Raw genomic sequence first — 22,693 nt, 5'->3', positions numbered from 1 at the left:
CTCTTGGTGAGGACTTCGGGACCGGCTGCTTTCCACAATGCAGCCATGTCCTCCGCAACCCGCCCCACCCCGCCCGAGCCGCCGATCCAGCCGCTGTGGCTGCGCGTGGCCCACTGGACCAACGCGCTCGCCGTGCTGCTGATGGTGGCCAGCGGCTGGCGCATCTACAACGCCTCGCCGCTGTTCGGCTGGCGCTTTCCGAACGCCCTCACCTTGGGCGGCTGGCTGGGCGGCGCGCTGCAGTGGCACTTTGCCGCGATGTGGTTGCTGGCGCTCAACGGCCTGGCCTACCTGGCACTGAACCTGCTGTCCGGCCGCATGGCGCGGCGCTTCCTGCCGCTCACGCCGGGCGGCGTCTGGCGCGATGCGCAAGCCGCGCTGCACGGCCGGCTGTCGCACGCCGACCTGCGCCACTACAACCAGGTGCAGCGCCTGGCCTACCTGTTCGCGGTCGCCGACCTGGTGCTGCTGGTGCTGTCGGGCCTGGTGCTGTGGAAGTCGGTGCAGTTTCCGCTGCTGCGCGAGCTGATGGGCGGCTACGAAGGCGCGCGTCGGGTGCATTTCGCGGCCATGGCGCTGCTGGTGGCCTTCGTCGCGCTGCACCTGGCCATGGTGGCGCTAGTGCCACGCTCGCTGCTGACCATGCTCTCGGGCCGCGCGGCCCAGCCCCGGGCCGGAAAGGAAGCGCCATGAAGTCCCCCTCCTCCTGGCTCGACAGTCAGCGCAACGCCATCCTGGCCGAGGCGCGCCGCGTGCTGGCCCCGCGCCTGCCGCAGCCCGCGCGGCGCGACTTCCTGCGCCGCGGCCTGACGCTCGGCGGGCTCGGCCTGCTGAGCGGCTGCAGCCTCAGCGACAACGCGGGCGTCGAGGCCGCGCTGCAGCGCATCTCGCGCTTCAACGACGAGGTGCAGGCCCGGCTGTTCGACCCGAACCGCCTCGCGCCCACCTACCCCGACTCGATGATCACCCGCCCCTTCCCGTTCAACGCCTACTACGGCGAGGACGAGGTGCGCGTGGTGCGCGAGCAGGACTTCGCGCTCGAAGTCACCGGCCTGGTGGCGGACCGCCACCGCTGGACGCTCGCCGAGCTGCGCGCGCTGCCGCAGCACAGCCAGGTCACGCGCCACATCTGCGTGGAGGGCTGGAGCGCCATCGGCAAATGGAGCGGCGTGCGCTTCTCGGATTTTCTGCGCCGCGTGGGCGCCGACCTGGGCGCGCGCTACGTGGGCTTCAAGTGCGCGGACGACTACTACACCAGCATCGACATGGCCACGGCCCTGCACCCGCAGACGCTGCTGGCGCTGAGCTGGGACGACGGGCCGCTGCCGCCGAAGTACGGCTTTCCGATGAAGCTGCGCATGCCCACCAAGCTGGGCTACAAGAACCCCAAGCACATCCAGGCCCTCTTCGTGAGCAACACCTATTCCGGCGGCTACTGGGAAGACCAGGGCTACAACTGGTTCGGTGGCAGCTGAGCGCCGCTCGGCTGCCCTGAAGCTTCGGCGCAGCGCGCCTTTTTCGCAACCTCAAGCAAGGAGATCACCATGAACCGATTCACCGCCAGCCTCCTGGCAGCCTGCGTGGCCCTGGGCAGCGCCTCGGCCTTTGCCGACGACATGAAGAAGGACGCCATGGGCAAGGACCAGATGGGCATGGCCAAGGATGGCATGAAGAAGGACGCCATGGGCAAGGATTCCATGGCCAAGGACACCATGGGCAAAGACGCCATGGGCAAGGACGGCATGAAGAAGGATGCCATGGGCAAGGACGCGATGTCCAAGGACGCCATGAAGAAGGACGGCATGGCCAAGGACGGCATGAAGTAAGCCGCACCTTTTTTGATGAAAATAGCTGAAACCGCTTGCTGCACAAGCGGGTTCAGCTATCTTTTTTGCATATCCCGGTTTTCGCAGCGCGCAAAGATGTCCAGCGCCGGCTGGTAGAGCCGGGTGCGCACATCGGCCAGGCCCAGCACGGAATGGAAGTAGTTGTCGTGCGAGATGCGCTGCTGCGCCAGCGAGCCCTGCAGGCAGGCCAGGTCTGCACCCATGCGCTGCTGCATCGCGGGCGACAGCCAGGTGATCCAGGGGATGTGCTTCTGCACGTCAGGCGCCACCGAGTACGGCAGGCCGTGCAGGTAGATGTTGTTCTCGCCCAGCGACTCGCCGTGGTCCGCCACGTACATCATGGCCGTGGGCTGCTGCGCGCGCGCCTTCGCCAGCCACTCGATCAGCCCGCCCAGCATGCGGTCGGTGGCGACGATGCTGTTGTCGTAGGCGTTGACCAGCTCCTGCCGGCTGCAGGACTGCAGAGCATTGCTCGCGCACTCGGGCAGGAATTTCTTGTCCTGCGGCGGCGAGCGCTTGTAGTACGCCGGCCCGTGGCTGCCCATCTGGTGCAGCACCAGCACCACGCCGCGCTCGCGCTGCTCGCGCGGCAGCGCGGCGATGCGCTCGTCCAGGTTCTCGAGCAGCACCATGTCCAGGCATTCGCCGTCGGCGCACAGTCCGGGATGGTCGGCGGCGGTGTCGGAAGTCTTGGCCGAGTGGACGCGGTCGCACACGCCCTTGCAGCCCGCCTGGTTGTCCACCCACAGCACCGCCAGGCCGGCGCGCTGCAGCACGTCGAGCAGGCTCTCGTAGCGCTTGCTGTCGTCGTACTCGGCGCGGCCCAGGTGCGAGAACATGCAGGGCAGCGACACCGCCGTGCTGGTGCCGCAGGACCAGGCGTTGCGCGCCACGACCAGGTCGCTGCGCGCCGACAGCATCGGCGTGGTGGGCCGGGCATAGCCGTCGACGCCGAAATTGCCGGCGCGGCCCGTCTCACCCACCACCAGCACCACGAGCGGCGGTGCGGACTGCCGGGCATAGCTGGCCCCCGGCGCGGCATCCTCGGCGATGGGGTGCAGGCTGGTGTCCGGATGGCGCAGCTTGATCGCCGCGAGATCGCCGGCCGCATAGAGCGTGGCCAGCGGGTTCATCATGTAGCGCAGCTGCTTGTGGTTGCGCATGGCGCTGGACAGCGGCTGGAAGGCCAGCAGCCCCGCCGCCAGCGCCAGCAGCACGCCGGCCAGCGCCAGCCCCGCGCCGCGCGCCACCTGGCGCAGGCCCTTGGCGGGCGCCAGCCGGATGCGCAGCAGCCACCAGGTGGGCGGCAGGGCCAGCACGCCGACGATCAGCGCCATGCGCCAGTGCAGCAGGTCCGCCGACTCGCGCACATCGGTCTGCAGCACGTTGATGAGCATCACGGTGTCTATCGCTATGCCGTAGGTGAGCATGAAGTAAGCCGCGAACGCCGCCACCCACACCGACAGCAGCAGCACCGGCTTGGCCGCGCGCCCCCAGGCCAGCAGCGCGAGGATGGCGACCATCGCGCCCGCGATCATGCCGGCCATGCCCAGCCCCAGCGCCAGGCTCTGCACGCCGGTCCATTGCGGCAGGCCAGCGATGCGCTGCCACAGCGCCACGTTGGAGAACACCGCCAGCCACAGGCTGATCGCCACCACGGCGCGCCAGCGCGGGACGGCCGGCCCTGCGCGCAACTGGGCCTCGCCCCGGCTGCGCGCACCGCGGGCCATTCCACTCCATTGCATGCCCTGGAACATCGTCAGGTCCTCACGGGCAGGTATGCACCAGCACCTGGCCTTGCGGCGCGTGCCATACCGAGATGTCGCCAGTGCGGAACACCGGTTTGAGGGCGGCCAGCTCGGGCACCTGGAGCACGTAGTCCTGGCCGCTCGCAGCCACCCAGATGCCCTCCTCGCTGCACACCAGCTCGCGCAGCCGCGCATAGCCGATCAGGTGCGCCGCCTGCTCCGGCGCGGCAAAGCCGGCGGCATCGGACAGCTCCTTCTTCCAGTTGTCCTTGCGGGCGATGTCGGGATCGTTCCATTGCGAATAGATGTAGGGCTCGCCATGCACGCGCAGGTAGAACGGCAGGCCGTAGGCCATGCCGTCCAGCATGACCAGCTTGTCCTCGGGCTGCACCGCGAACTGGCGCAGCGGCCGCAGCAGCGTGGACTGCGGCGCGGCCACCGTCCCCAGCACCACAGCCAGCGCCGCGCACACGAAGGCCGCCCCGGCCACCCAGCGGCGCAGCACGCCGGCCTGCTGCGGCTGCGCAAAGCGCCACAGGGCCAGGCGCGCCAGCAGGTAGGCCAGCGGCGGCAGCGCCGGGAGTATATAGCCCACCAGCTTGCTTTGCGGCAGCGAGAAGAAGCCCACGACCACCACGGCCCACACCACCATCAGCCGGTCGACCGGGTTCAGCGCCGGCAGGCGGCGCGCGCCCGCGAGCCTGCGGCTGACCAGCAGCACCGTCCACGGCAGGCAGGCGATCAGGATGACGCCGGGGTAGAACCACAGCGGCTGGTGGTTGTTGAAGCTGCTCTGCGTGAAGCGGCGAAAGTGCTGGGTGACGATGAAGTAATCCCAGAACTGTGGGTAGTGCCGCTGCATCACCCACATCCACGGCCCGACCACCGCCAGCGCCACCACCCAGCCGGGACTCCAGAGCAGCAGCTGCAACTGCCTCCAGCGCCGGCCCCAGGCGCTCCACAGCACCAGCACGGCCACCGGCAGCACGAAGCCGATCAGCCCCTTGGCCAGGAAGGTGACGCCCGCGAACGCATAGGCGCCGGCCAGCAGGCCGCGCCAGGGCAGGCCCTCGTGGTGGCGCAGCGCGGCCGCCGCGCCCAGCAGCACGGTCACTGCCATGCAGCCGGCCACCAGCATGTCCATGTTGGCGTACTGCGCCCCCAGGTAGAACAGCGGCGTGGTCAGCAGCACCAGCCAGGCCAGGCGCGCCAGGCGCTCCGTGGCGAACGCCCGCAGAAAGCCGTAGACGCCGGTGGCCGCCATGCTGGCACCCAGCAGCGAAGGCAGGCGCCCGACCCATTCGTGCACGCCGAAGAGCTTCAGGCCCGCGGCGCAGATCCAGTAGAACAGCGGCGGCTTGTGGAAGAACGGCATGCCGGCCAGCCGGGGCGTGAGCCAGTCACCGGTGCGCAGCATGTCCAGGGCCACGCCCACGTAGCGCCCTTCGTCGGGGTTGCTCAGCGGCCGCACCCAGGCCAGCGCCGCCAGCCAGGCCAGGCTGAGCAGCAGCACCAGGGGCAGCGAGAGCGCCAGCGGATGCCAGTCGGCGCGCGACGCGTGTCCGCCTGCCAGCGTGCCGCGGCTGGAATAGGAAAGATTCATAGAGCTAGAGCGTGTTATGCACTTTTACGTACCCGCGTTGGCCCGCAGGCCGGATGATCGCAAGGCGCAGTGCGCAGCCAAGACTGGTGGTCTTGGCAAGCGCTGCAACGCCGCGAGCGCCGGCCTGCGGGCCAACCCGAAGGGAAAGCCGGGGAAAGGCCCGGCCACTTTGTTGCAGTCCGCTGGCGGTGTGCGAACCGCGGCGCGGCCTGCGTCGCGTTGCCGGGCCTTTCCCCGGCTTTCGCGGGCACGTAAAAGTGCATAACACGCTCTAAGGAACAAGGTCGCCGGGGCGCCCGGCGGAAGGCAACCTGCATTCAGGAGCCAAGCGTGCGCAGGCCCGATGCCGGGGGATGGCCCACCGCCGACCGCAGCAGGGCCAGGCCGCGCAGCACTACCAGCCGCGCCACGCCGAAGGCCACGGCCAGGGTGGCACCCAGCCCCATGCCGGCCAGAATGTCGAGCGGAAAATGGATGCCGGCGTAGATGCGCGCCCAGCAGGTGGCCAGCGCGCAGGCGCTGACCCACAGCCCCAGGCGCAGCAGGTTCAGGCGCTGCAGGCAGATGCAGGCCAGGGTCCACAGCACCGTGGCATGCGCGCTGGGCAGCGAGCCCCGCGCCGCGTGCGAGACATAGGCGGGGCTCAGGCCCACCATGAACGGCCGGGGATGGTTGATGAAGGCCGCCAGCACGTGGGCTGCCAGGGCCGCGAGGCCGGCAACGGCCACGGCGCACAGCAGGTAGCCGAACTGCGATGGCTTGCGCCAGGCCACCCAGGCCACGCCGGCAAAGGCCAGCCACCCGCCGCCATCGGCCAGCAGGCGCGACAGCGCCAGCAGCACCGCATGGGGCTCGTAGCCCGCCGCGAGCCAGGCAAACATCTGTTGGTTGAAATGGTCCATCAATGCAGCTTTTTTTAAAGCCGAGTCAGACCGGACCTTGCGGGGACAGGCGCCCCACCACCGGAATACTGGACTTCGACGGGCGCCAGTATCCGGGAGCTTGCCTTAGCTTTTACTTAAGTTTCGATGACAGTTGCGCCATTTTTTTCTTTCGCCGCCCCTCACTCCGCCTGGATGTTGGCGGCCTTCACCACCTCGCCCCATTGGGCATAGTCGCGCCGCACCTGGGCGCCCAGCTCGGCCGGGCTCTGGAAGTCGGCCGTTGCGCCCTGCTCCTGCGCCTTCTTCTGGAAAGCCGGGTCGCTGACCACCTTGCGCACGTCCGCCACCAGCTTGTCGATGACCGGCTGGGGCACCTTGGCCGGCGCGAACAGCGCGAACCACGAGGTCGCGTCCACCTTGGGGTAACCCGCCTCGGCCGTGGTCGGCACGTCGGGCAGGCTGGCCAGGCGCTGCTTGCCGGTGACCGCCAGCACGCGCAGCTTGCCGCTGTGGATGTGCGGGATGAACGGCGGCGCGGTGCCGAAGGTCAGGTCCACCTGCCCGCCCAGCAGGTCCTGCAGCGCCGGGCCGGTGCCCTTGTACGGCACGTGCACCATGCGGATGCCCGCCTGCTGCTCCAGCACCGCGCCGGTCACATGCTGCAGCGAGCCGCTGCCCGACGAGGCGTAGTTCAGCTTGCCCGGGTGCTCCTTGGCATAGGCCACCAGCTCGGCCAGCGTCCTGACCGGCAGGCCCGCGCGCACCACGATGATCTGCGGCGCCGACAGCACATTGGCCACCGGCTGGAAGTCGCTCAGCGCCCAGGCGCTCTGCTGGGCCAGGTGCGGCGAGATCACGTGGTAGCCCGAGTACTGCATCAGCAGCGTGTAGCCGTCCGGCTCGGCACGCTTGACCTGGGTGGCCGCCACGTTGCCGTTGCCACCGGCCTTGTTGTCCACCACCACCGACTGGCCGATCACCGGCGCCAGCGCCTGCGACACCATGCGGGCCGCCAGGTCGGTGGTGCCGCCGGCGGCGGCCGGCACGATCAGCGTGAGGGGACGGTCCGGGTAGCCCGCCGCCCCGGCCTGCGCAGCGGCACCCGCCACCAGCACAGCCAGCGCCGCGCGGCGCCAGGGTTGTTGCATTGCCTTGAACATGTTTGCTTGTCTCCTGATGGTTGTTGCCTGCTTCAGCCCAGCGTCGCGCCGGTCTCCTTGACCAGGCGGCTCCATTTCGCCAGGTCGTCCTTCACCAGCGCGGCCAGTTGCGCCGGCGTGCCGCCGGAAGGCTCGCAGCCCACGGCGGCCAGCTTGTCCTGCAGGTCACGGTGGCGCAGCGCCTGGTTCACCTGGGCGTTCAGCGCCTGCACGATGGCGCCCGGCGTGCCGGCCGGCGCGAACAGCGCATACCAGGGCGCCTGGCCGAAGCCCGGCAGGGTTTCGGCTATGGTGGGCACGCCGGGCAAGGCGGCCACGCGCCTGGCGTTGACCACGCCGAGCACCTTGAGCTTGCCCGACTGGATGAACGCGATGACCGACGGCAGGCTCTGCACCGACAGCTGCACCTGGCCCCCGGCCACGTCGGTGGCCGCTGCCGCCGAGCCCTTGTAGGGCACATGCGTGAGGCGGATGCCGGCGTCCTTTTGCAGCAGCTCGCCGATCAAATGGTTCAGCGTGCCGTTGCCCGCCGATGCGATCGCGTACTGCCCCGGATGGGCCTTGGCCAGCGCGATCAGCTCGGCCATGGTGCTGGCCGGGAACGAGGGATTCGCCACCAGCACATAGCCGGCCGTGGCGATGGGTGCGATGGGCTCGAAGTCCTTGACCGCATCGAAGCCCGGCGCCTTGTACAAGGCCGGGCTCACCACCTGAGCGCTGTCGGCCGTCAACAGCAGCGTGTAGCCGTCGGCGCGAGCCTTGGCCGTGTAGGCCGTGCCCAGCGTGCCGCCGGCGCCGGGCCGGTTGTCGACCACCACCGACTGGCCCAGCTGCTCGGACAGCCGCTGCGCCAGCACGCGCGCTATCGCGTCGTTGGCGCCGCCGGCCGTCTGCGGCACCACCAGCGTGATGGGCCTGGCGGGGTATTTGTCCTGCGCCCAGGCCATGCCCCCCAGGGCCAGGCCGGACAGCGCCAGCAGCTGGCGCCGGCTCCATTGCATGTTGGTCTCCGTCATCGTCGTTCCTTTCTTTTCTTGCGTGCAACAGTGCGCTCAGCGGGCCAGCGCCCGTTCGCGGATGGCCTCGAAATCGGCTGGCGGCGCATGCAGGTCCTCGCGCCGCCCGGCCTTGGCGATCTGGCCGGGAATCTCGTGCCCGATCAGGCCGGGCAGGCGCCGGGCCGCGGCCAGCAGCGCCTCCAGGTCCACACCGGTGTCGAAGCCCATCAGCTGCAACGCATGCACGACCTCTTCGCTGCAGACGTTGCCGGTGGCGCCGGGCGCATAGGGGCAGCCGCCCAGGCCGCCGAGCGAGGTGTCGAGCTGCCGCGCGCCCGCATCGATGGCCGCGAGCACATTGCCCAGGCCCATGCCGCGCGTGTTGTGGAAGTGCAGCGTGAAGGCCAGCTGCGGCCAGCGCGCCAGCGCCTGCCGCACCAGCGCATGCACCTGCGGCGGGTAGGCCATGCCGGTGGTGTCGCACAGCGTGATGCCGTCCACGCCCAGGTCGGCAAAGCGCTGCACCCAGCCCCACACGGCGGCCTCGGCCACGTCGCCCTCCATGGGGCAGCCGAACACGCAGGACAGCGACACGTTCACCGGCACCTGGGCCTGCTGCGCGGTGCGCACCACCTGGGCCAGCGCGGCGAACGACTGCTCCTGCGTCATGCGCAGGTTGGCCAGGTTGTGCGTGGCGCTGGCGGACATCACCAGGTTCAGCTCGTCGGTCTGCGCCTCGATGGCCCGCTCGGCGCCGCGCACGTTGGGCACCAGCGCGGTGTAGACCACGCCGGGGCGGCGCTCGATCTCGCGCATCACGATCTCGGCATCGCGCAGCGCGGGGATGGCGCTGGGCGAGACGAAGGCCGTGACCTCGATCTTCGCCAGCCCGGTGCGAGACAGCGCATCGACCAGCGCGATCTTCTCGTCCGTGGGCACGAAGACCGGCTCCATCTGCAGCCCGTCGCGCGTGCCGACCTCGTTGATGTGGATGCGGCGGCCCGCGCCGTGCCAGGGGTTGTGCTGCGCGTTCATCGCACCAGTCCCTGGGCCGCGAGCCACTGCTGGACCAGCGCCGCCACCTGGTCGGAGTTGCGGTCCATCATCAGCATGTGGCTGTTGCCGCGGATGCCCTGCTGCGGCAGCACGATCACGTCGCCGCGGCCGCCGGCGCGCACCAGCCCCTGGCGAAACGCCTCCTGGCGCTGGAAGATCGCCTGCCAGAACGGGTAGTCGTCCAGGTAGTCGCCCCAGACCCACAGCATGGGCACGTCCTTGAGCCGCGCGAAGTCGGTGCTGGCCGGATCGGGCGAGCCGCTGGTCTCCACCGCGACGATGGCCTTGACCTTGTCGGGGTGCCGCAGCGCCGCCTGGAAGGCGAAGTTGCCGCCCTGGCTGTGCACCACGATCACGCAGGGGCAGACCTGCTCCACGTACTGGTCGTAGGCGGCCTGCGTGGCCGCGTCGTTGCTGGCCCAGCGCGGCACGCTTTGCTTGGTGAACTGCGCAAAGCTCTGCACCGGGAACTGCGTGCCCGGCAGCGCCACGCGCCTGGCCGGATCGCTGTCGTAGGTCTTGCCAAAGCGGAACAGCTCCCAGGCCTCCTTGGCCGTGCGGAACACCGGCTCGGTCTTGAAGATCTCGGGGTAGCGCGCCCACGAGGCGCGGCCGCGCTCGACCGCGTCGCTCACGTACACGTCCCAGCCCGCGCGCAGGAAATACATCTCCCAGCCCGGCTGGCCGTCCGGCTTGGTCTCGAAGGTCACGCCCGACAGGCCGCCGCCGTGCCACAGCAGCAGCGGCACCTGGCCACGGGGCTCGGCCAGCCGCGTGTAGCGGGCATACATCTGCTCCACCGCAAAGTCGCCGTTGGGGTTGAGCTTGACCGGCGGCGAACCCGGGCTGTAGCGCATCTCGCGCTCGGGCAGGCCCGACAGCGTGGCGCTGCGCCCGCCCACATGGAAGCTGCCCACTTCCTTGACGCGCAGGCCATCGCCGCCGGCGCAGCCGGCCAGCAGGCAGGCGGCGGCGCAGGCCGCCAGTGCATGGCGAATCCTCTGGTGCATGGTGTTGTCTCCTTGGTGGTTCTGGTGTCAGAGCGCGCCGGCCACGATGCCGCGCGCGCGCAGCTCGGCGATCTGCGCCTCGCTCAGGCCCATGCCCCGCAGCACGGAGCCGGTGTCGTCGCCCACATGCGGCGCGCTGCTGCGCACCGTGCCCGGCGTGGCCGAGAGCTTGGGCACGATGCCCGGCACCTCGAGGCGGTCGCCGTCGCGCGTGTGCTGGGTCAGGATCATGCCGCGCGCACGGTAGTGCGGGTCCTCGGCGATGTCGCGCGCCGTGTAGACCTTGCCGGCCGGCACGCGCGCGGCGGCCAGGCTGTCCATCACGGCCTGCACGGTGCGCGTGCGTGTCCAGTCGGCGATGGCCGCGTCGATCTCGGTGATGCGCGCCACGCGGCCGGCGTTGTCGCCCAGTCCGGCGTCGTGTTCCAGGTCGGACCGGCCGATGGCCGCCATCAGCCGCTTGAAGATGGAGTCGCCATTGCCGGCCACCAGCACCCAGCCGTCCTGGCAGGGGTAGGCGTTGGACGGCGCGATGCCCGGCAGCGCGCTGCCCGCGGCCTCGCGGATCGCGCCGAAGGCGCTGTACTCGGGCAGCAGGCTCTCCATCACGTTGAACACGGCCTCGTGCAGCGCCACGTCGATCACCTGGCCGGCGCCGCCATTCACCTTGCGGTGGTATAGCGCCATCATCACGCCGATCACGCCGTGCAGCGCGGCCAGCGTGTCGCCTATGGACACGCCCACGCGCACCGGCACGCGGCCGGGCTCGGCCGTCAGGTGGCGCAGGCCGCCCATGGCCTCGCCGATCACGCCAAAGCCGGGCAGATCGCGGTACGGCCCGGTCTGGCCGTAGCCCGAGATGCGCAGCATGACCAGGCCGGGGTTGAGCGCATGCAGCTCCTCGGGCGACATGCCCCAGCCCTCGAGCGTGCCGGGGCGGAAGTTCTCGACCAGCACGTCGGCCTCGGCGATCAGGCGGCGGGCGATGTCCTGCGCCTCCTTCTGGCGCAGGTCCAGCGCCACCGACTTCTTGTTGCGCGACTGCACCTGCCACCACACCGAGGTGCCGTGCTGGAGCAACCGCCAGTTGCGCAGCGGATCGCCCGCGCCCGGCGGCTCGATCTTGATGACCTCGGCGCCGAACTCGCCCAGCGTCTTGCCGCAGAACGGCCCAGCGATCAGTTGCCCCATCTCCACCACCTTGACGCCCTGCAGGGCCATGGGAGCGGGCGCTGCGCCGCTGTGTGTGTTGCTTGTCATCCGGTCTCCTTCGTCATTGCGGTCTGCCATCCCTTTTCGGCATGGCGGAACCATACGACAATATTGACCGCTTACCGATTCTGCGCAAAACGCTATTACGGCATTTCACCATCGCAATATGCGATGGCCACGCCCCACCCCGCCATGAAGCTCGATCCGCTGTCGCTGCGCCTCTTCCTCGCCGTGATGGAAGAGAACGCTATCGCCCGCGCGGCGCAGCGCGAGCACATCGCGCCCAGCGCCGCCAGTCGGCGCCTGGCCGAGCTGGAGCAGCAGCTCAAGGTCAGCCTGTTCACCCGCAGCAACCGCGGCATGGAGCCCACGGCCGCGGCCTTCGCGCTGCAGAACCTGGCCCGCGGCGTGCTGGACCAGATGGACGGCATCGCACAGCAGATGCGCGACTACGGCAGCGGCATGCGCGGCCAGGTGCGCATCGCGGCCAACATCTCAGCCATCACCCAGTTCCTGCCCGCCGAGCTGCAGCAGTTTCTGCAGCGCTACCCGCAGGTGGACATCCGGCTGCAGGAGCAGATCAGCACCGCGGTCGCGCGCCAGGTGGCCGACAACGCCGCCGATATCGGCATCCTCAACGCCGGCCACTACGGCCCCGGTGTGCAGCAGTTTGCCTACCGGCGCGACGAGCTGGTGCTCATCATGCCGGCCGACCACGCGCTGGCGCGGCAGCCCGCGCCGGACGGCTTTGCGCTGGCCGAGGTGCTGGAGCACGACTTCATCGGCCTGCACCCCGGCAGCGCGATGAACCATTTGCTGCAGCAGGCGGCCAACGCCGTGGGGCAGTCGGTGCGCATGCGCATGGAAGTCACCAGCTACGATGCGCAGTGCCTGATGGTGGCCGCCGGCATGGGCATAGGCGTGCTGCCGCGCGGCAGCGCCGCGCTCTACCAGGGCAGCCTGCCGGTGGTGGTGCGGCCGCTGCGCGAGCCCTGGGCCCGGCGCCAGCTGGCGCTGTGCGTGCGCTCCGTCGAATCGCTGTCGAGCGCCGGCCGCCTGCTGTTCAACCACCTGCGCGCGGCCGACGATGCCTCGGCCGCCGACTGAATCCCTGTTCCGACCATGCCTTCCCATCCCTTTCCCCCCCGCATCTGGGACGTCTTCTGCCAGGTGATCGACAACTTCGGCGACATCGGCGTCTGCTGGCGCCTGGCCAGCCAGCTCGCGGCGCGCGGCGAAACCGTGCGGCTGTGGGTGGACGACGCCAGCGCCCTCGCGTGGATGGCACCCGAACGCCCCGCCAACGTGCAGGTCCTGCCCTGGCCCGAGGTGCTGGATGCCGGCACCCACGCGCTGCTCGCCGCCGCGCCGCCGCAGGTGCTGGTCGAGGCCTTCGGCTGCGAGCCGCCCGACGCCTATCTCACGGAGCTGGTGCGCCAGGCCGGGCCGCGCCAGCCGGCCTGGATCAACCTCGAATACCTGTCGGCCGAAGCCTATGTGGCGCGCAGCCACCGCCTGCCCTCGCTGCTGGCCAGCGGCCCGGCCGCGGGCTGGACGCGCTGGTTCTTCTACCCCGGCTTCACGCCCGACACCGGCGGCCTGCTGCGCGAGGCCGGCCTGCCCGCGCGCCAGGCCGCTTTCGACCGCGCAGACTGGCGCGCCCGGCACGGCCTGCCGTCCGCTGCCACCCAGGTCTCGCTGTTCTGCTACGAGCCACCCGGGCTGGCCGCGTGGTGGCGGTCGCTGGCTGCATCGCCGCTGCCGCTGGCGCTTGCGGTGACGGCCGGGCGCGCCACGGCGGCCGTGCAGTCGCTCCTGAAGCAGGAGCTTCCAGCGCTTGATGCACAAGCCACTCAAATACAAAATGCTTCAGAATCCTTACCTATCAAGCGCGAGCAGCTACAGTTTTTGCCATTGCTGCCCCAGCCCGCCTTCGACGAGCTGCTCTGGGCCAGCGACCTGAACTTCGTGCGCGGCGAGGACTCGCTGGTACGCGCGCTCTGGGCCGGGCAGCCGCTGGTCTGGCACATCTACCCGCAGCACGACGACGCCCACCACGACAAGCTGCTCGCCTTCCTCGACTGGCTCGATGCCCCGGCCAGCCTGCGCCAGGCCCACCTGCGCTGGAACGGCCTGCCCGGTGCCGACGACGACTGGCCCGCGCTGACCCCGGCGCTGCTGGCGGAATGGCGCGACTGCGTGCTCCAGGCCCGTGCGCGGCTGCTGGCGCAGACCGACCTGGCCAGCCAGCTGCTGACATTCGCCGCCGAAAAAGGTTAAAATCGCGGTCTTTGCGCTTTTTGCGGCCTCGGCACCGTGCCGGCGGCAGGCCCGGGCACCAAGCCTGGGAACCAACCCTGGTAAAGCGCTCAAAGCTGCGACATCGGCTGCAAGATCGGCCGCAAGATCGAGCGGCTCCACCACAGGCAAATCTGCTATGAAAATCGCTCAAGAAATTCGCGCCGGCAACGTCATCATGCACGGCAAGGACCCGATGGTCGTCCTGAAGACCGAATACGCCCGCGGCGGCCGCGGCGCCGCCACCGTGCGCATGAAGCTCAAGAGCCTGATCGGCAACTTCGGCACCGAAAACGTGTTCAAGGCCGACGACAAGATCGACAACGTGATCCTCGACAAGAAGGACTGCACCTACTCGTACTTCGCCGACCCGATGTACGTCTGGATGGACCCCGAGTTCAACCAGTACGAAGTCGAAGCCGAGAACATGGGCGACGCCATCAACTACCTGGAAGACGGCATGACCGCCGAAGTGGTGTTCTACGACGGCAAGGCCATCTCGGTCGAACTGCCCACCACCGTGGTGCGCGAGATCACCTGGACCGAACCCGCCGTCAAGGGCGACACGTCCGGCAAGGTGCTCAAGCCCGCCAAGATCGCCACGGGCTTCGAAGTGTCCGTGCCGCTGTTCGTGGCCCAGGAAGACAAGGTCGAAATCGACACCCGCACCGGCGAATACCGCAAGCGCGTGTAATCCCTCGGCCCTCGCGGCAAAAAGGCTCTGCGTTCCACGGCGCAGGGCCTTTTTTCTTGCCCGTGCGGCGCCATATGCAGCGCATGAAGACCTGGCTCCGCAAATTGCTGCACACCGCGGCCGCCCTCGTTCTCGCGCCGCTGCTGCTGTTCGAGGAATGGGGCTGGGAGCCGCTGCAGCGCCTGGCCCAGCAGCTCGCCCGCCTGCCGCTGTGGGGTCGGCTCGAAGCCTGGATACAGCGGCAGCCGCCCTGGGCGGCGCTGGCGCTGTTCGCTGCGCCAGCCCTGCTGCTGCTGCCGGTCAAGCTGCTGCTCTTGCTGCTGATCGGCCACGGCCATGTGCTGCTCGGCATGTCGGCCCTGGTGGGCGCCAAGCTGCTGGGCACGGCCCTGGTGGCGCGGCTGTTCCAGCTGGTGCAGCCCACGCTGATGCGCCTGCCCTGGTTCGCCCGCTGGTACCCGCGCTGGGTGCAGTGGAAGGACGGCGTGCTGGGCGCCATCCGCAACAGCCGGCCCTGGCGCATCGTGCGGGTGCTCAACCGCTCGGCCCTGCGCCTGGTGCACCACGCCTGGCAGTGGATCCGGCGCTGACACCTGCAGCCGTCGCTCACATTAATTTACCCTGATTAAATTGACATGCACAATTTAACCCAGGTAATATAAGCGACATCATGAGCGACAACTCCCCCCAATACACCATCTTCCAGGGTCGGCACCGCCTGCTGCAGGGCGACCGCCAGGCCGTGCTGCAGTATCTGCAGCACCACGACATCGCCACGCAGGGCGGTGCCTCGGCGCCGCTGTGGGTGTTCGACGACCAGACCGGCCTGCGGCTGGACCTGGACTGGCGCCGCGAACTGGCCCCGGCCGCGCCCGATCCGGCAGCAGCGCCCGAGCAGGCCTCGCCCGCCAAGGCGCGCTCGGTGGGCCGGCCCAAGCTGGGCGTGATCTCGCGCGAGGTGACGCTGCTGCCACGGCACTGGGAGTGGCTGGGCCGCCAGCCCGGCGGCGCCTCCGGCACGCTGCGCCGCCTGATCGACGACGCCCGCAATGCCAGCGCCGCGCAGGACGCGCTGCGCGCCGCCACCGAGGCCAGCTACCGCTTCATGAACGAGATGGCGGGCGACCTGCCCGGCTTCGAGGAAGCCTGCCGCGCCCTGTTCGCGCGCCAGTACCAGCCCTTCGTGCTGCACACCCAGAGCTGGCCCGGCGACGTGCTGGCCTACCTGCACCGGCTCAGCCAGCCGGTGTGGCAATCCGAGCCGTCCGCCTCATGAAATCCGATCCGCCCCTCGCCGCCCCCGGCGGCGCCCCGGCGCGCCCGGCGCGCCCGGCCGGCGCGGCCACTGCCGGCCAGCCGGTACTGTGGCGCGTGTTCCTGGGCTTTCTCGGGCCCATGATCCTGTCCAACCTGCTGCAGTCGCTGTCGGGCACGGTCAATGCCGCCTTCCTCGGCCACATGATCGGCGTGCAGGCGCTGGCCGCGGTGGCGGCGTTCTTTCCGGTGATGTTTTTGTTCATCGCCTTCATGATCGGCCTGGGCGCCGGCACCTCGGTGCTGATCGGCCAGGCCTGGGGCGCGCGCCAACCCGACAAGGTGCGCGCGCTGGCCGGCACCAGCCTGGCGGTGGGCCTGATCTTCGGCGCCCTGGTGGCGCTGTTCGGCGGCCTGTTCGCCGCGCCGCTGATGCGCCTGCTGGGCACGCCGCCCGACATCCTGGAGACCGCCACCACCTACTCGCGCGTGGTGCTGCTGGGCATGCCGGGGCTGTTCGTCTTCCTGCTCGCCACCTCGATGCTGCGCGGCGTGGGCGATACGGTGTCGCCGATGTGGTCGCTGGTGGTGTCCACCGGCGTAGGCCTGCTGGCCACGCCCGCCCTCATCGCCGGCTGGGGCGGCCTGCCGCGCCTGGGCGTGATGAGCGCCGGCGTGTCGATGATCCTCGGCTTCACCTTGGCCCTGCTGTGGCTGGGCTGGCGGCTGCGCCGCATCGGCAGCCCGCTCGCCCCCAACCGGGCGCTGTGGCGCGCGCTGCGCATCGACCCGCAGCTGTTCCAGGCCATCCTGCGCATGGGCATTCCCACCGGCGTGCAGATGGTGGCGTCTTCGCTGGCGGCGCTGGTGGTGGTGTCGCTGGTCAACGGCTTCGGCTCCAACGCCACGGCTGCCTATGGCGCGGTCAACCAGATCAATGCTTTCGCGCAGTTCCCCATCGTCTCGGTGGCGATCACCGCGTCCATCCTGGGCGCGCAGGCCATCGGCGCCGGCCATGCGGAGCGCCTGGGCGCCATCGCGGCCACGGCCATCCGCATGAACCTGCTCATTGGTGGCTCGCTGGCGCTGATCGGCAGCGTGCTGGCGCGGCCGCTGCTGGGCCTGTTCATCGCCGATGCGCAGGTCGTGGACACCGCCGTGCACCTGTTGCACATCATCTTGTGGAGCGGGCTGATCTTCGGCTGCTTCGTGGCGCTGTCGGCGGTGATGCGTGCCAGCGGCGACGTGCTGGTGCCCACCGGCATCACCATCGCCGTGCTGGCCGTGCTCGAGCTGCCGCTGGCCTGGCTGCTGAGCCGCCACTTCGGGCTGACGGGCGTGTGGATGGCGTTTCCGCTGTCCTACACCATCACGCTGGCGCTGCAGGCGGCGTACTACCACCGGGTGTGGAAGCACAAGCCCATCCGCCGGATGGTGTAAAAATCGTCTTCCTGATCCATCCTGCGACATCGTCCATGCCCAACCTCAAAGACTACCGGGTGCCCGCCTCGGGCAAATTCCAGCTGAAGGACGCCGATCCGGCTGCCACACCATTTGCCAGCGGCGACCGCAAGGACCAGAAGGACGAGTTGGACAAGCTCAACCACACCCTGGCCCGGCTGCAGCGCGCGCTGCAGGGCGAGGCCCGGCGCTCGGTGCTGCTGGTGCTGCAGGGCACGGACGGCAGCGGCAAGGACGGCACGGTGCGCGGCGTGTTCGCCTGCACCAGCCCGCTGGGCATCCGCGTGGCCACCTTCAAGAGCCCGAGCAAGGAAGAGCTGTCGCACGACTACCTGTGGCGCTGCCACGCGGTAGTGCCGGCGCGCGGCGAGATCGGCGTGTGGAACCGCAGCCACTACGAGGATGTGCTGGTGCCGGTGGTCAACGGCTGGATCGACGACGCCACCACGCGCCAGCGCTATGCGCAGATCAACGACTTCGAGCGCCTGCTGGTCGAGAACGGCACGGCCGTCGTCAAGTGCATGCTGCACATCAGCAAGGACGAGCAGCGCAGCCGCCTGCAGGACCGCATCGACACGCCCGAGAAGCGCTGGAAGTTCGACCTGGCCGACCTCGAGGTGCGCAAGCGCTGGAGCGACTACCAGCAGGCCTATGAGAACCTGCTGAACGCCACCTCGACCCGGCATGCGCCCTGGTACGTGGTGCCGGCCGACAGCAAGCTGCACCGCAACCTGATGGTCAACACCCTGCTGAACCAGGTGCTGCGCGGCATGAACCCGCAGTACCCGGTGGACCAGCCTGAGCTGAAGGGCCTGAAGGTCGACTAAGGGATTTCAAGCAAAAACAGCCTCTAGCGCAATACCAGCAAGCGCTAGAAGCTATTTTTTATATAGCAATCAGATCGGCAGCGCCACCAGGTCGTGGCCCTGCGTGCGCACCACGCGGGCGCGGATCAGGTCGCCGACCTTGTAGGTCTTGCTGATCTTCTCGGGCGGCAGCAGGTGCACCAGGCCGTCGATCTCGGGCGCATCGGCATAGCTACGGCCCACGCCGCCCTTCTTGCCCAGCGCCACGGCCTTGTCCACCAGCACCTGCATGGTCGCACCCACGCGGCGCTGCAGGCGCTGGGTGGAGACCTCCTCGGCCACGGCCATGAAGCGCGCGCGGCGCTCTTCGCGCAGCTCCACCGGCAGCATGCCGGGCAGCTCGTTAGCGGCAGCGCCCTCCACATCGCTGTAGGCAAAGCAGCCGGCGCGGTCGATCTGCGCCTCGCGGATGAAGTCGAGCAGGTGCGCGAATTCCTCCTCGGTCTCGCCCGGGAAGCCGGCGATGAAGGTGCTGCGGATCACCAGGTCGGGGCACAGCTCGCGCCAGCGCTGGATGCGCTCCAGGTTCTTCTCGCCGTTGGCCGGCCGCTTCATGCGCTTGAGCACGTCGGGGTGGCTGTGCTGGAAAGGCACGTCCAGGTACGGCAGCACCAGGCCCTGGGCCATCAGCGGGATCACCTCGTCCACGCTCGGATACGGGTACACATAGTGCAGGCGCACCCAGGCGCCGTGCGCGCGGGCCAGTTCGCCCAGCGCCTGCACCAGTTCCAGCATGCGGGTCTTGACGGGCTTGCCATCCCAGAAGCCCGTGCGGTACTTCACGTCCACGCCGTAGGCCGAGGTGTCCTGGCTGATGACCAGCAACTCCTTGACGCCGCCTTCGAACAGCGCCTTGGCTTCCTTGAGCACATCGCCAATCGGGCGCGACACCAGGTCGCCGCGCATCGACGGAATGATGCAGAAGGTGCAGCGGTGGTTGCAGCCCTCGCTGATCTTCAGATAGGCATAGTGCTTGGGCGTGAGCTTGATGCCCGCCTCGCCGAAGGCGCCCGGCACCAGGTCGATGAAGGGGTCGTGCGGCTTGGGCAGGTGCGTGTGCACCGCGTCCATCACCTCCTGCGTGGCATGCGGGCCGGTCACCGCCAGCACGCTGGGGTGGATCTCCTTGACCAGGTTGCCGCCGTCGCTGGCCGCCTTGGCACCCAGGCAGCCGGTGACGATCACCTTGCCGTTCTCGGCCAGCGCCTCGCCAATGGTGTCCAGGCTCTCCTTGACCGCATCGTCGATGAAGCCGCAGGTGTTGACGATCACCAGGTCCGCACCCTCGAAGGTCTTGGAGGTCTGGTAGCCCTCGGCGCTGAGCTGGGTCAGGATCAGCTCGGAGTCGGTGAGGGCTTTAGGGCATCCCAGCGACACGAAGCCCACTTTGGGGGCTTTGGCGGCATCGGCGGGGGATGGGAGGGTGGTGATCGTATCGCTCATAGGGGCGATATTTTCGCAGGTCGGCGCACCGGCCGCCATGCGCGGGGCATTCGCCCCAAAGAAAAGGCGCACCGGGGTGCGCCTTGGCGGGAGATGGCGGGCGAAGCTCAGGGCTTCTTGATGCCGAAGGCGCCCAGCATCTGTTCGGTCTGCTTCTGCATCTGCTCCTGCATCTGGGTGAACATCTGCTTGGACTGCTCCTGGTAGCTACCGGCCATCGTGGCCACGTCGCCAAACCCCTGCACGCCCATCATCTTGCGCCAGGTCTCGGGCGTCATGCCCTGCATCTGCTCGGCAAAGCGGTTCTGCATCTCGGTGAAGGCCTGCACATTGCGTTCCAGGTACGAGCCCATGAAGCCCTGCATCGCATGGCCGTAGTAGCGGATGATGTTGGCCAGCATGGCCTCGGAGAACATGGGCGCGCCGCCGGCCTCCTCTTCGAGGATGATCTGCAGCAGGATGCTGCGCGTGAGGTCTTCGCCCGTCTTCGCGTCCCGCACGGCAATGGGCTCGCTCTGCATCACCAGCGCCTTGACTTCGGCCAGCGTGATGTAGGCCGAGGTCTGCGTGTCGTACAGACGGCGATTGGGATATTTCTTGATGACTCGTTCCGCAGACGCGGCAGCGCCCGTTGCTTGGTTCTCCGACACGCGGTGACTCCTGACAAGTTGAGAATGCTCGTACCCAGGCGGCAGCGACCGCCAAGCCTGCATTCATTGTAGTAACGGACGTCCTGCCGCAGCGCAGCATTTACCCTGACGGCGCCAGGCCATGCAGGCCCCAAAGCAAAAAGCGTTCGCTACGGAATAGCGAACGCTTTTGGTATTTGGTAGGCGCAATTGGACTCGAACCAAGTGGACCTGTATGGAAAATCAGTGGCTTCCAAGTGCACCCGCCAAACCTATTCCCCAGGATTCCCCAAAAATCCTCGCAAATCTCCCGCGGAAATCTCCCACGACACCAAGACCAGGAAACTGCGGAAATTCTGGATCTTGCAAGATCCCCCCAAGCGGGCCATGATCTCCTACAACCCCACCGTTGAGCAGATCGCGGACTGCCTGATCCAGCCGGCCGTCCTGTCTAGGCCATCCGCCGTTTCCGCAACTCCCAATCAATTACGTCCGCCAGAAGCCACTTTCCCTCTTTCCCTGGGCGAGGCATAGATCGGTCGCGTGCCAGCATGTTGCTCAGGGTGTTGCGGTGGATACCCAGGCGGTCGGCCATTTGCTGGCGCGTCAGTCGGCCGCCTTGCTGGGTGCAGAGGCATTTCACGGCATGCGTCAGCACTTCGATCTGATCCTTCATTGACTCAATGATTTTGGTTTGTTCGGTCGTCATGTCGGAATAATACTGTATAAAAAAACAGCATCCGTTCGCTAGGGATTGGTGCGTGGCAGAAAGCAGTAGCATGTTCGAAAGAAAAACGTAGGAGGCAATTTGGCGAAGAAACGACGACCGCCCAGCCCTAAAGGCATCAAGGTCCCCCATCCGTCTACAGCAGCCAAATTGCGGAATTCCCGCAAGCGCGCAACCGGCGACCTGAAGTTAGCGATTGACTCAGCACGCAGCAAGATCAACCTCGCCCCCCCCTTAGGCACTCTGCTGCATACCTCTCGACAGGGCTACTACATTGCCGAGGCTTGCACCTGCAATGGTTTGAATGACGGTTGCTTCAAGTGCGGCGGCGTGGGCATCTACCCCCGCCACTACACCGAGCGGCCGGATACTGCTCAGTCAGTGTTGCGGAAAAAGGTGAGCAAGCCCGCGCCGCTCGGAACCCATGCCAATGACGCGCGCGGCGAAGGATGGACAATTCGAGAGCGCGGTAGGTTTGATACTTCACCGTTGCGAGACGATCACGATGAATAGACCTTGAGCTTCTGAGTAACCGAGTCTCTTATTCGGCACTCATCGCGCGTTCGATGTCCACCTGCCGGCGTAGCAGCACTACTTCGGCGTCTCGCCGGCCAAGATCCTTTCGGAGTCCTGCAACCACTTCTCCCCCTTCGACAATGTGGCGGTCGAGGGCTTCAAGTCGATCTGCGAGATTGCCGCAGGCAGCGGCGTTAGCTTCGGCTCGCGCGCGATAGGTGGCGGCTCGTCCTTCGGCGCCGCGGCGCAGGCGGTCAGCAACAGCGAGATCAGCACGCGCGATAGCGTCCCGCACCGGCTGGGAAATCGTGAATTCATCGAAGTTCTCCTAAGGAAGGTCTGCAAAACCTCCCCGTCTGATCCTCCCCAGCGCCAAGCATCCAAGACAATGGCGCCATGGATCAATACACCCTGGGCCTGGACCCACTGCCCAAGAAGACCCGCAAGGAGATCTTTCTCGATGAGATGAACCAGGTGGTGCCCTGGGCAACTCTGGTGGCCCTCATTGCCCCGTTCGCCCGGGGCGCGCACCAGGCTCTGGGTGGTCGCCCACCGTTCCCCATCGAGACCATGCTGCGCATCCACTGCCTGCAGCTGTGGTGGAACCTGAGCGATCCGGCCATGGAAGAAGAATTGCACGAGCGGCCCCTGTACCGCCGCTTTGCCGGCCTCGATGGTGCGGCGCGCATGCCCGATGAGACCACCATCCTGCGCTTTCGCCACCTGCTGGAGAAGCATCAACTGGCTCCCCAGGTGCTGGCTGCCATCAACACCGGATTGGCCCAGCAGGGCCTGATGCTCAAGACCCGCACCATCGTGGATGCCACCATCATCGCGGCGCCCAGCTCGACCAAGAACAAGGAAGGTGAGCGAGACCCCGAGATGCACCAGACCAAGAAAGGCAACCAGTGGCACTTCGGAATGAAGGCGCACATTGGCGTGGATGCCGACTCAGGACTGGTGCATACCGTCATCGGCACGGCCGCCAACGTCAACGACGTGACGCAGGCAGCAGGCCTGCTGCATGGCAAAGAGAAGCATGCTTGGGGTGATGCGGGCTACCAGGGAGTGGACAAGCGCCAGGAGATGCAAGGGTGCAAGGCCAGGTGGCAGGTGGCCATGCGCCCGGCCAAACGCAAGGCGCTCGATGCCAATCGGGCGCTGCACAAACTGCTGGAGAAGGCCGAGCGCCTGAAGGCCAGTGTGCGGGCCAAAGTGGAGCTGTTGATTTCCACGCAGAACTGACCCAGTAACCCCCGGGATTTCCATCCAAACCTGACCCACGTG

At 68.1% G+C, this 22,693-nt stretch carries 23 protein-coding genes and 1 pseudogene; 12 read left to right on the top strand and 12 right to left on the bottom strand.

Annotation, left to right across the window (positions count from 1 at the left end):
• The first annotated feature begins 45 nt into the window (after positions 1-45).
• From ACYVKR_RS09985 to ACYVKR_RS09975, 3 genes are all read left to right on the top strand, one after another.
• Positions 46-693 (top strand): cytochrome b/b6 domain-containing protein, encoded by a 648-nt coding sequence (locus ACYVKR_RS09985; protein WP_460480720.1) that lies wholly within the window; start codon positions 46-48, stop codon positions 691-693.
• Positions 690-1,475 carry a molybdopterin-binding protein gene (locus tag ACYVKR_RS09980; RefSeq protein ID WP_460480719.1) on the top strand — a complete coding sequence of 262 codons (786 nt, stop codon included), beginning with the start codon at positions 690-692 and terminating at the stop codon, positions 1,473-1,475. The genes ACYVKR_RS09985 and ACYVKR_RS09980 overlap by 4 nt, the downstream gene beginning before the upstream one ends.
• Positions 1,476-1,544: 69 nt before the next feature.
• Positions 1,545-1,826: a pentapeptide MXKDX repeat protein gene (locus ACYVKR_RS09975; protein WP_460480718.1), complete on the top strand. Its 282-nt coding sequence runs from the start codon at positions 1,545-1,547 to the stop codon at positions 1,824-1,826.
• A 56-nt stretch (positions 1,827-1,882) separates the two neighbouring features.
• Here ACYVKR_RS09975 and ACYVKR_RS09970 read toward each other — a convergent pair whose 3' ends face one another.
• The 8 genes from ACYVKR_RS09970 to ACYVKR_RS09935 form a co-directional block, all read right to left on the bottom strand.
• A complete protein-coding gene (locus tag ACYVKR_RS09970) occupies positions 1,883-3,592 on the bottom strand; it encodes a phosphoethanolamine transferase (RefSeq protein ID WP_460480717.1) in 1,710 nt (569 codons plus the stop codon).
• Between the two features lie 22 nt (positions 3,593-3,614).
• Positions 3,615-5,198, bottom strand: a complete 1,584-nt coding sequence (locus ACYVKR_RS09965) for an ArnT family glycosyltransferase (RefSeq protein ID WP_460480715.1) — start codon at positions 5,196-5,198, stop codon at positions 3,615-3,617.
• Between the two features lie 317 nt (positions 5,199-5,515).
• On the bottom strand, positions 5,516-6,100 hold the full coding sequence (locus tag ACYVKR_RS09960) for a phosphatase PAP2 family protein (RefSeq protein ID WP_460480713.1): 585 nt from the start codon (positions 6,098-6,100) through the stop codon (positions 5,516-5,518).
• A 161-nt stretch (positions 6,101-6,261) separates the two neighbouring features.
• Positions 6,262-7,242, bottom strand: coding sequence for a Bug family tripartite tricarboxylate transporter substrate binding protein (locus ACYVKR_RS09955; RefSeq protein ID WP_460480712.1), 981 nt, complete (start codon positions 7,240-7,242; stop codon positions 6,262-6,264).
• 32 nt (positions 7,243-7,274) lie between these two features.
• A complete protein-coding gene (locus ACYVKR_RS09950; protein ID WP_460480711.1) occupies positions 7,275-8,258 on the bottom strand; it encodes a tripartite tricarboxylate transporter substrate binding protein in 984 nt (327 codons plus the stop codon).
• Between the two features lie 36 nt (positions 8,259-8,294).
• Positions 8,295-9,275 (bottom strand): hydroxymethylglutaryl-CoA lyase, encoded by a 981-nt coding sequence (locus tag ACYVKR_RS09945; RefSeq protein WP_460480710.1) that lies wholly within the window; start codon positions 9,273-9,275, stop codon positions 8,295-8,297.
• Entirely contained in the window at positions 9,272-10,306 is a 1,035-nt protein-coding gene (locus tag ACYVKR_RS09940; RefSeq protein WP_460480708.1) for an alpha/beta hydrolase, read from the bottom strand. The genes ACYVKR_RS09945 and ACYVKR_RS09940 overlap by 4 nt, the downstream gene beginning before the upstream one ends.
• 27 nt (positions 10,307-10,333) lie before the next feature.
• Positions 10,334-11,566, bottom strand: a complete 1,233-nt coding sequence (locus tag ACYVKR_RS09935; protein WP_460480707.1) for a CaiB/BaiF CoA transferase family protein — start codon at positions 11,564-11,566, stop codon at positions 10,334-10,336.
• 144 nt (positions 11,567-11,710) lie between these two features.
• On the opposite strand from ACYVKR_RS09935, the gene ACYVKR_RS09930 reads away from it, so the two are divergent.
• From ACYVKR_RS09930 to ACYVKR_RS09900, 7 genes are all read left to right on the top strand, one after another.
• The gene (locus ACYVKR_RS09930) at positions 11,711-12,625 is read left to right on the top strand and encodes a LysR family transcriptional regulator (protein WP_460480994.1); all 915 of its coding nucleotides are present in this window, start codon (positions 11,711-11,713) and stop codon (positions 12,623-12,625) included.
• Between the two features lie 15 nt (positions 12,626-12,640).
• Positions 12,641-13,798: an elongation factor P maturation arginine rhamnosyltransferase EarP gene (gene earP, locus ACYVKR_RS09925; RefSeq protein WP_460480706.1), complete on the top strand. Its 1,158-nt coding sequence runs from the start codon at positions 12,641-12,643 to the stop codon at positions 13,796-13,798.
• A gap of 157 nt (positions 13,799-13,955) precedes the next feature.
• Positions 13,956-14,510 carry an elongation factor P gene (gene efp, locus ACYVKR_RS09920; RefSeq protein ID WP_460480705.1) on the top strand — a complete coding sequence of 185 codons (555 nt, stop codon included), beginning with the start codon at positions 13,956-13,958 and terminating at the stop codon, positions 14,508-14,510.
• 83 nt (positions 14,511-14,593) lie between these two features.
• A complete protein-coding gene (locus ACYVKR_RS09915) occupies positions 14,594-15,100 on the top strand; it encodes a hypothetical protein (RefSeq protein WP_460480703.1) in 507 nt (168 codons plus the stop codon).
• Positions 15,101-15,180: 80 nt separating this feature from the next.
• Positions 15,181-15,786: a DUF2239 family protein gene (locus tag ACYVKR_RS09910; protein ID WP_460480701.1), complete on the top strand. Its 606-nt coding sequence runs from the start codon at positions 15,181-15,183 to the stop codon at positions 15,784-15,786.
• Complete coding sequence (locus tag ACYVKR_RS09905; RefSeq protein WP_460480699.1) at positions 15,783-17,204, top strand: MATE family efflux transporter; 1,422 nt, start codon at positions 15,783-15,785, stop codon at positions 17,202-17,204. Before ACYVKR_RS09910 ends, ACYVKR_RS09905 begins: the two co-directional genes overlap by 4 nt.
• A 35-nt stretch (positions 17,205-17,239) precedes the next feature.
• Positions 17,240-18,052 carry a polyphosphate kinase 2 family protein gene (locus ACYVKR_RS09900; protein ID WP_460480698.1) on the top strand — a complete coding sequence of 271 codons (813 nt, stop codon included), beginning with the start codon at positions 17,240-17,242 and terminating at the stop codon, positions 18,050-18,052.
• Positions 18,053-18,121: 69 nt separating this feature from the next.
• On the opposite strand, the gene rimO is transcribed toward ACYVKR_RS09900, so the two are convergent.
• The 3 genes from rimO to ACYVKR_RS09885 form a co-directional block, all read right to left on the bottom strand.
• Positions 18,122-19,534: a ribosomal protein S12 methylthiotransferase gene (gene rimO, locus ACYVKR_RS09895; RefSeq protein WP_460480697.1), complete on the bottom strand. Its 1,413-nt coding sequence runs from the start codon at positions 19,532-19,534 to the stop codon at positions 18,122-18,124.
• 107 nt (positions 19,535-19,641) lie between these two features.
• Complete coding sequence (phaR, locus tag ACYVKR_RS09890; protein ID WP_460480696.1) at positions 19,642-20,184, bottom strand: polyhydroxyalkanoate synthesis repressor PhaR; 543 nt, start codon at positions 20,182-20,184, stop codon at positions 19,642-19,644.
• Between the two features lie 430 nt (positions 20,185-20,614).
• Positions 20,615-20,872: a hypothetical protein gene (locus tag ACYVKR_RS09885; RefSeq protein WP_460480695.1), complete on the bottom strand. Its 258-nt coding sequence runs from the start codon at positions 20,870-20,872 to the stop codon at positions 20,615-20,617.
• 99 nt (positions 20,873-20,971) lie between these two features.
• Here ACYVKR_RS09885 and ACYVKR_RS09880 point away from each other — a divergent pair, with 99 nt between their 5' ends.
• Positions 20,972-21,403 (top strand): hypothetical protein, encoded by a 432-nt coding sequence (locus ACYVKR_RS09880; protein WP_460480694.1) that lies wholly within the window; start codon positions 20,972-20,974, stop codon positions 21,401-21,403.
• Positions 21,404-21,481: 78 nt separating this feature from the next.
• Here ACYVKR_RS09880 and ACYVKR_RS09875 read toward each other — a convergent pair whose 3' ends face one another.
• Positions 21,482-21,724, bottom strand: a complete 243-nt coding sequence (locus ACYVKR_RS09875; RefSeq protein WP_460480693.1) for a hypothetical protein — start codon at positions 21,722-21,724, stop codon at positions 21,482-21,484.
• 78 nt (positions 21,725-21,802) lie between these two features.
• Between ACYVKR_RS09875 and ACYVKR_RS09870 the strand changes: the two are divergent.
• Positions 21,803-22,627 (top strand): annotated as a pseudogene (locus ACYVKR_RS09870) (IS5 family transposase); the annotation flags it as partial.
• Positions 22,628-22,693 lie beyond the last annotated feature (66 nt).

The sequence above is a fragment of the Comamonas humi genome, from assembly GCF_054782535.1.
Note: the sequence above shows the minus strand (reverse complement) of the source record. Positions and strands in the feature narration are given on the sequence as shown.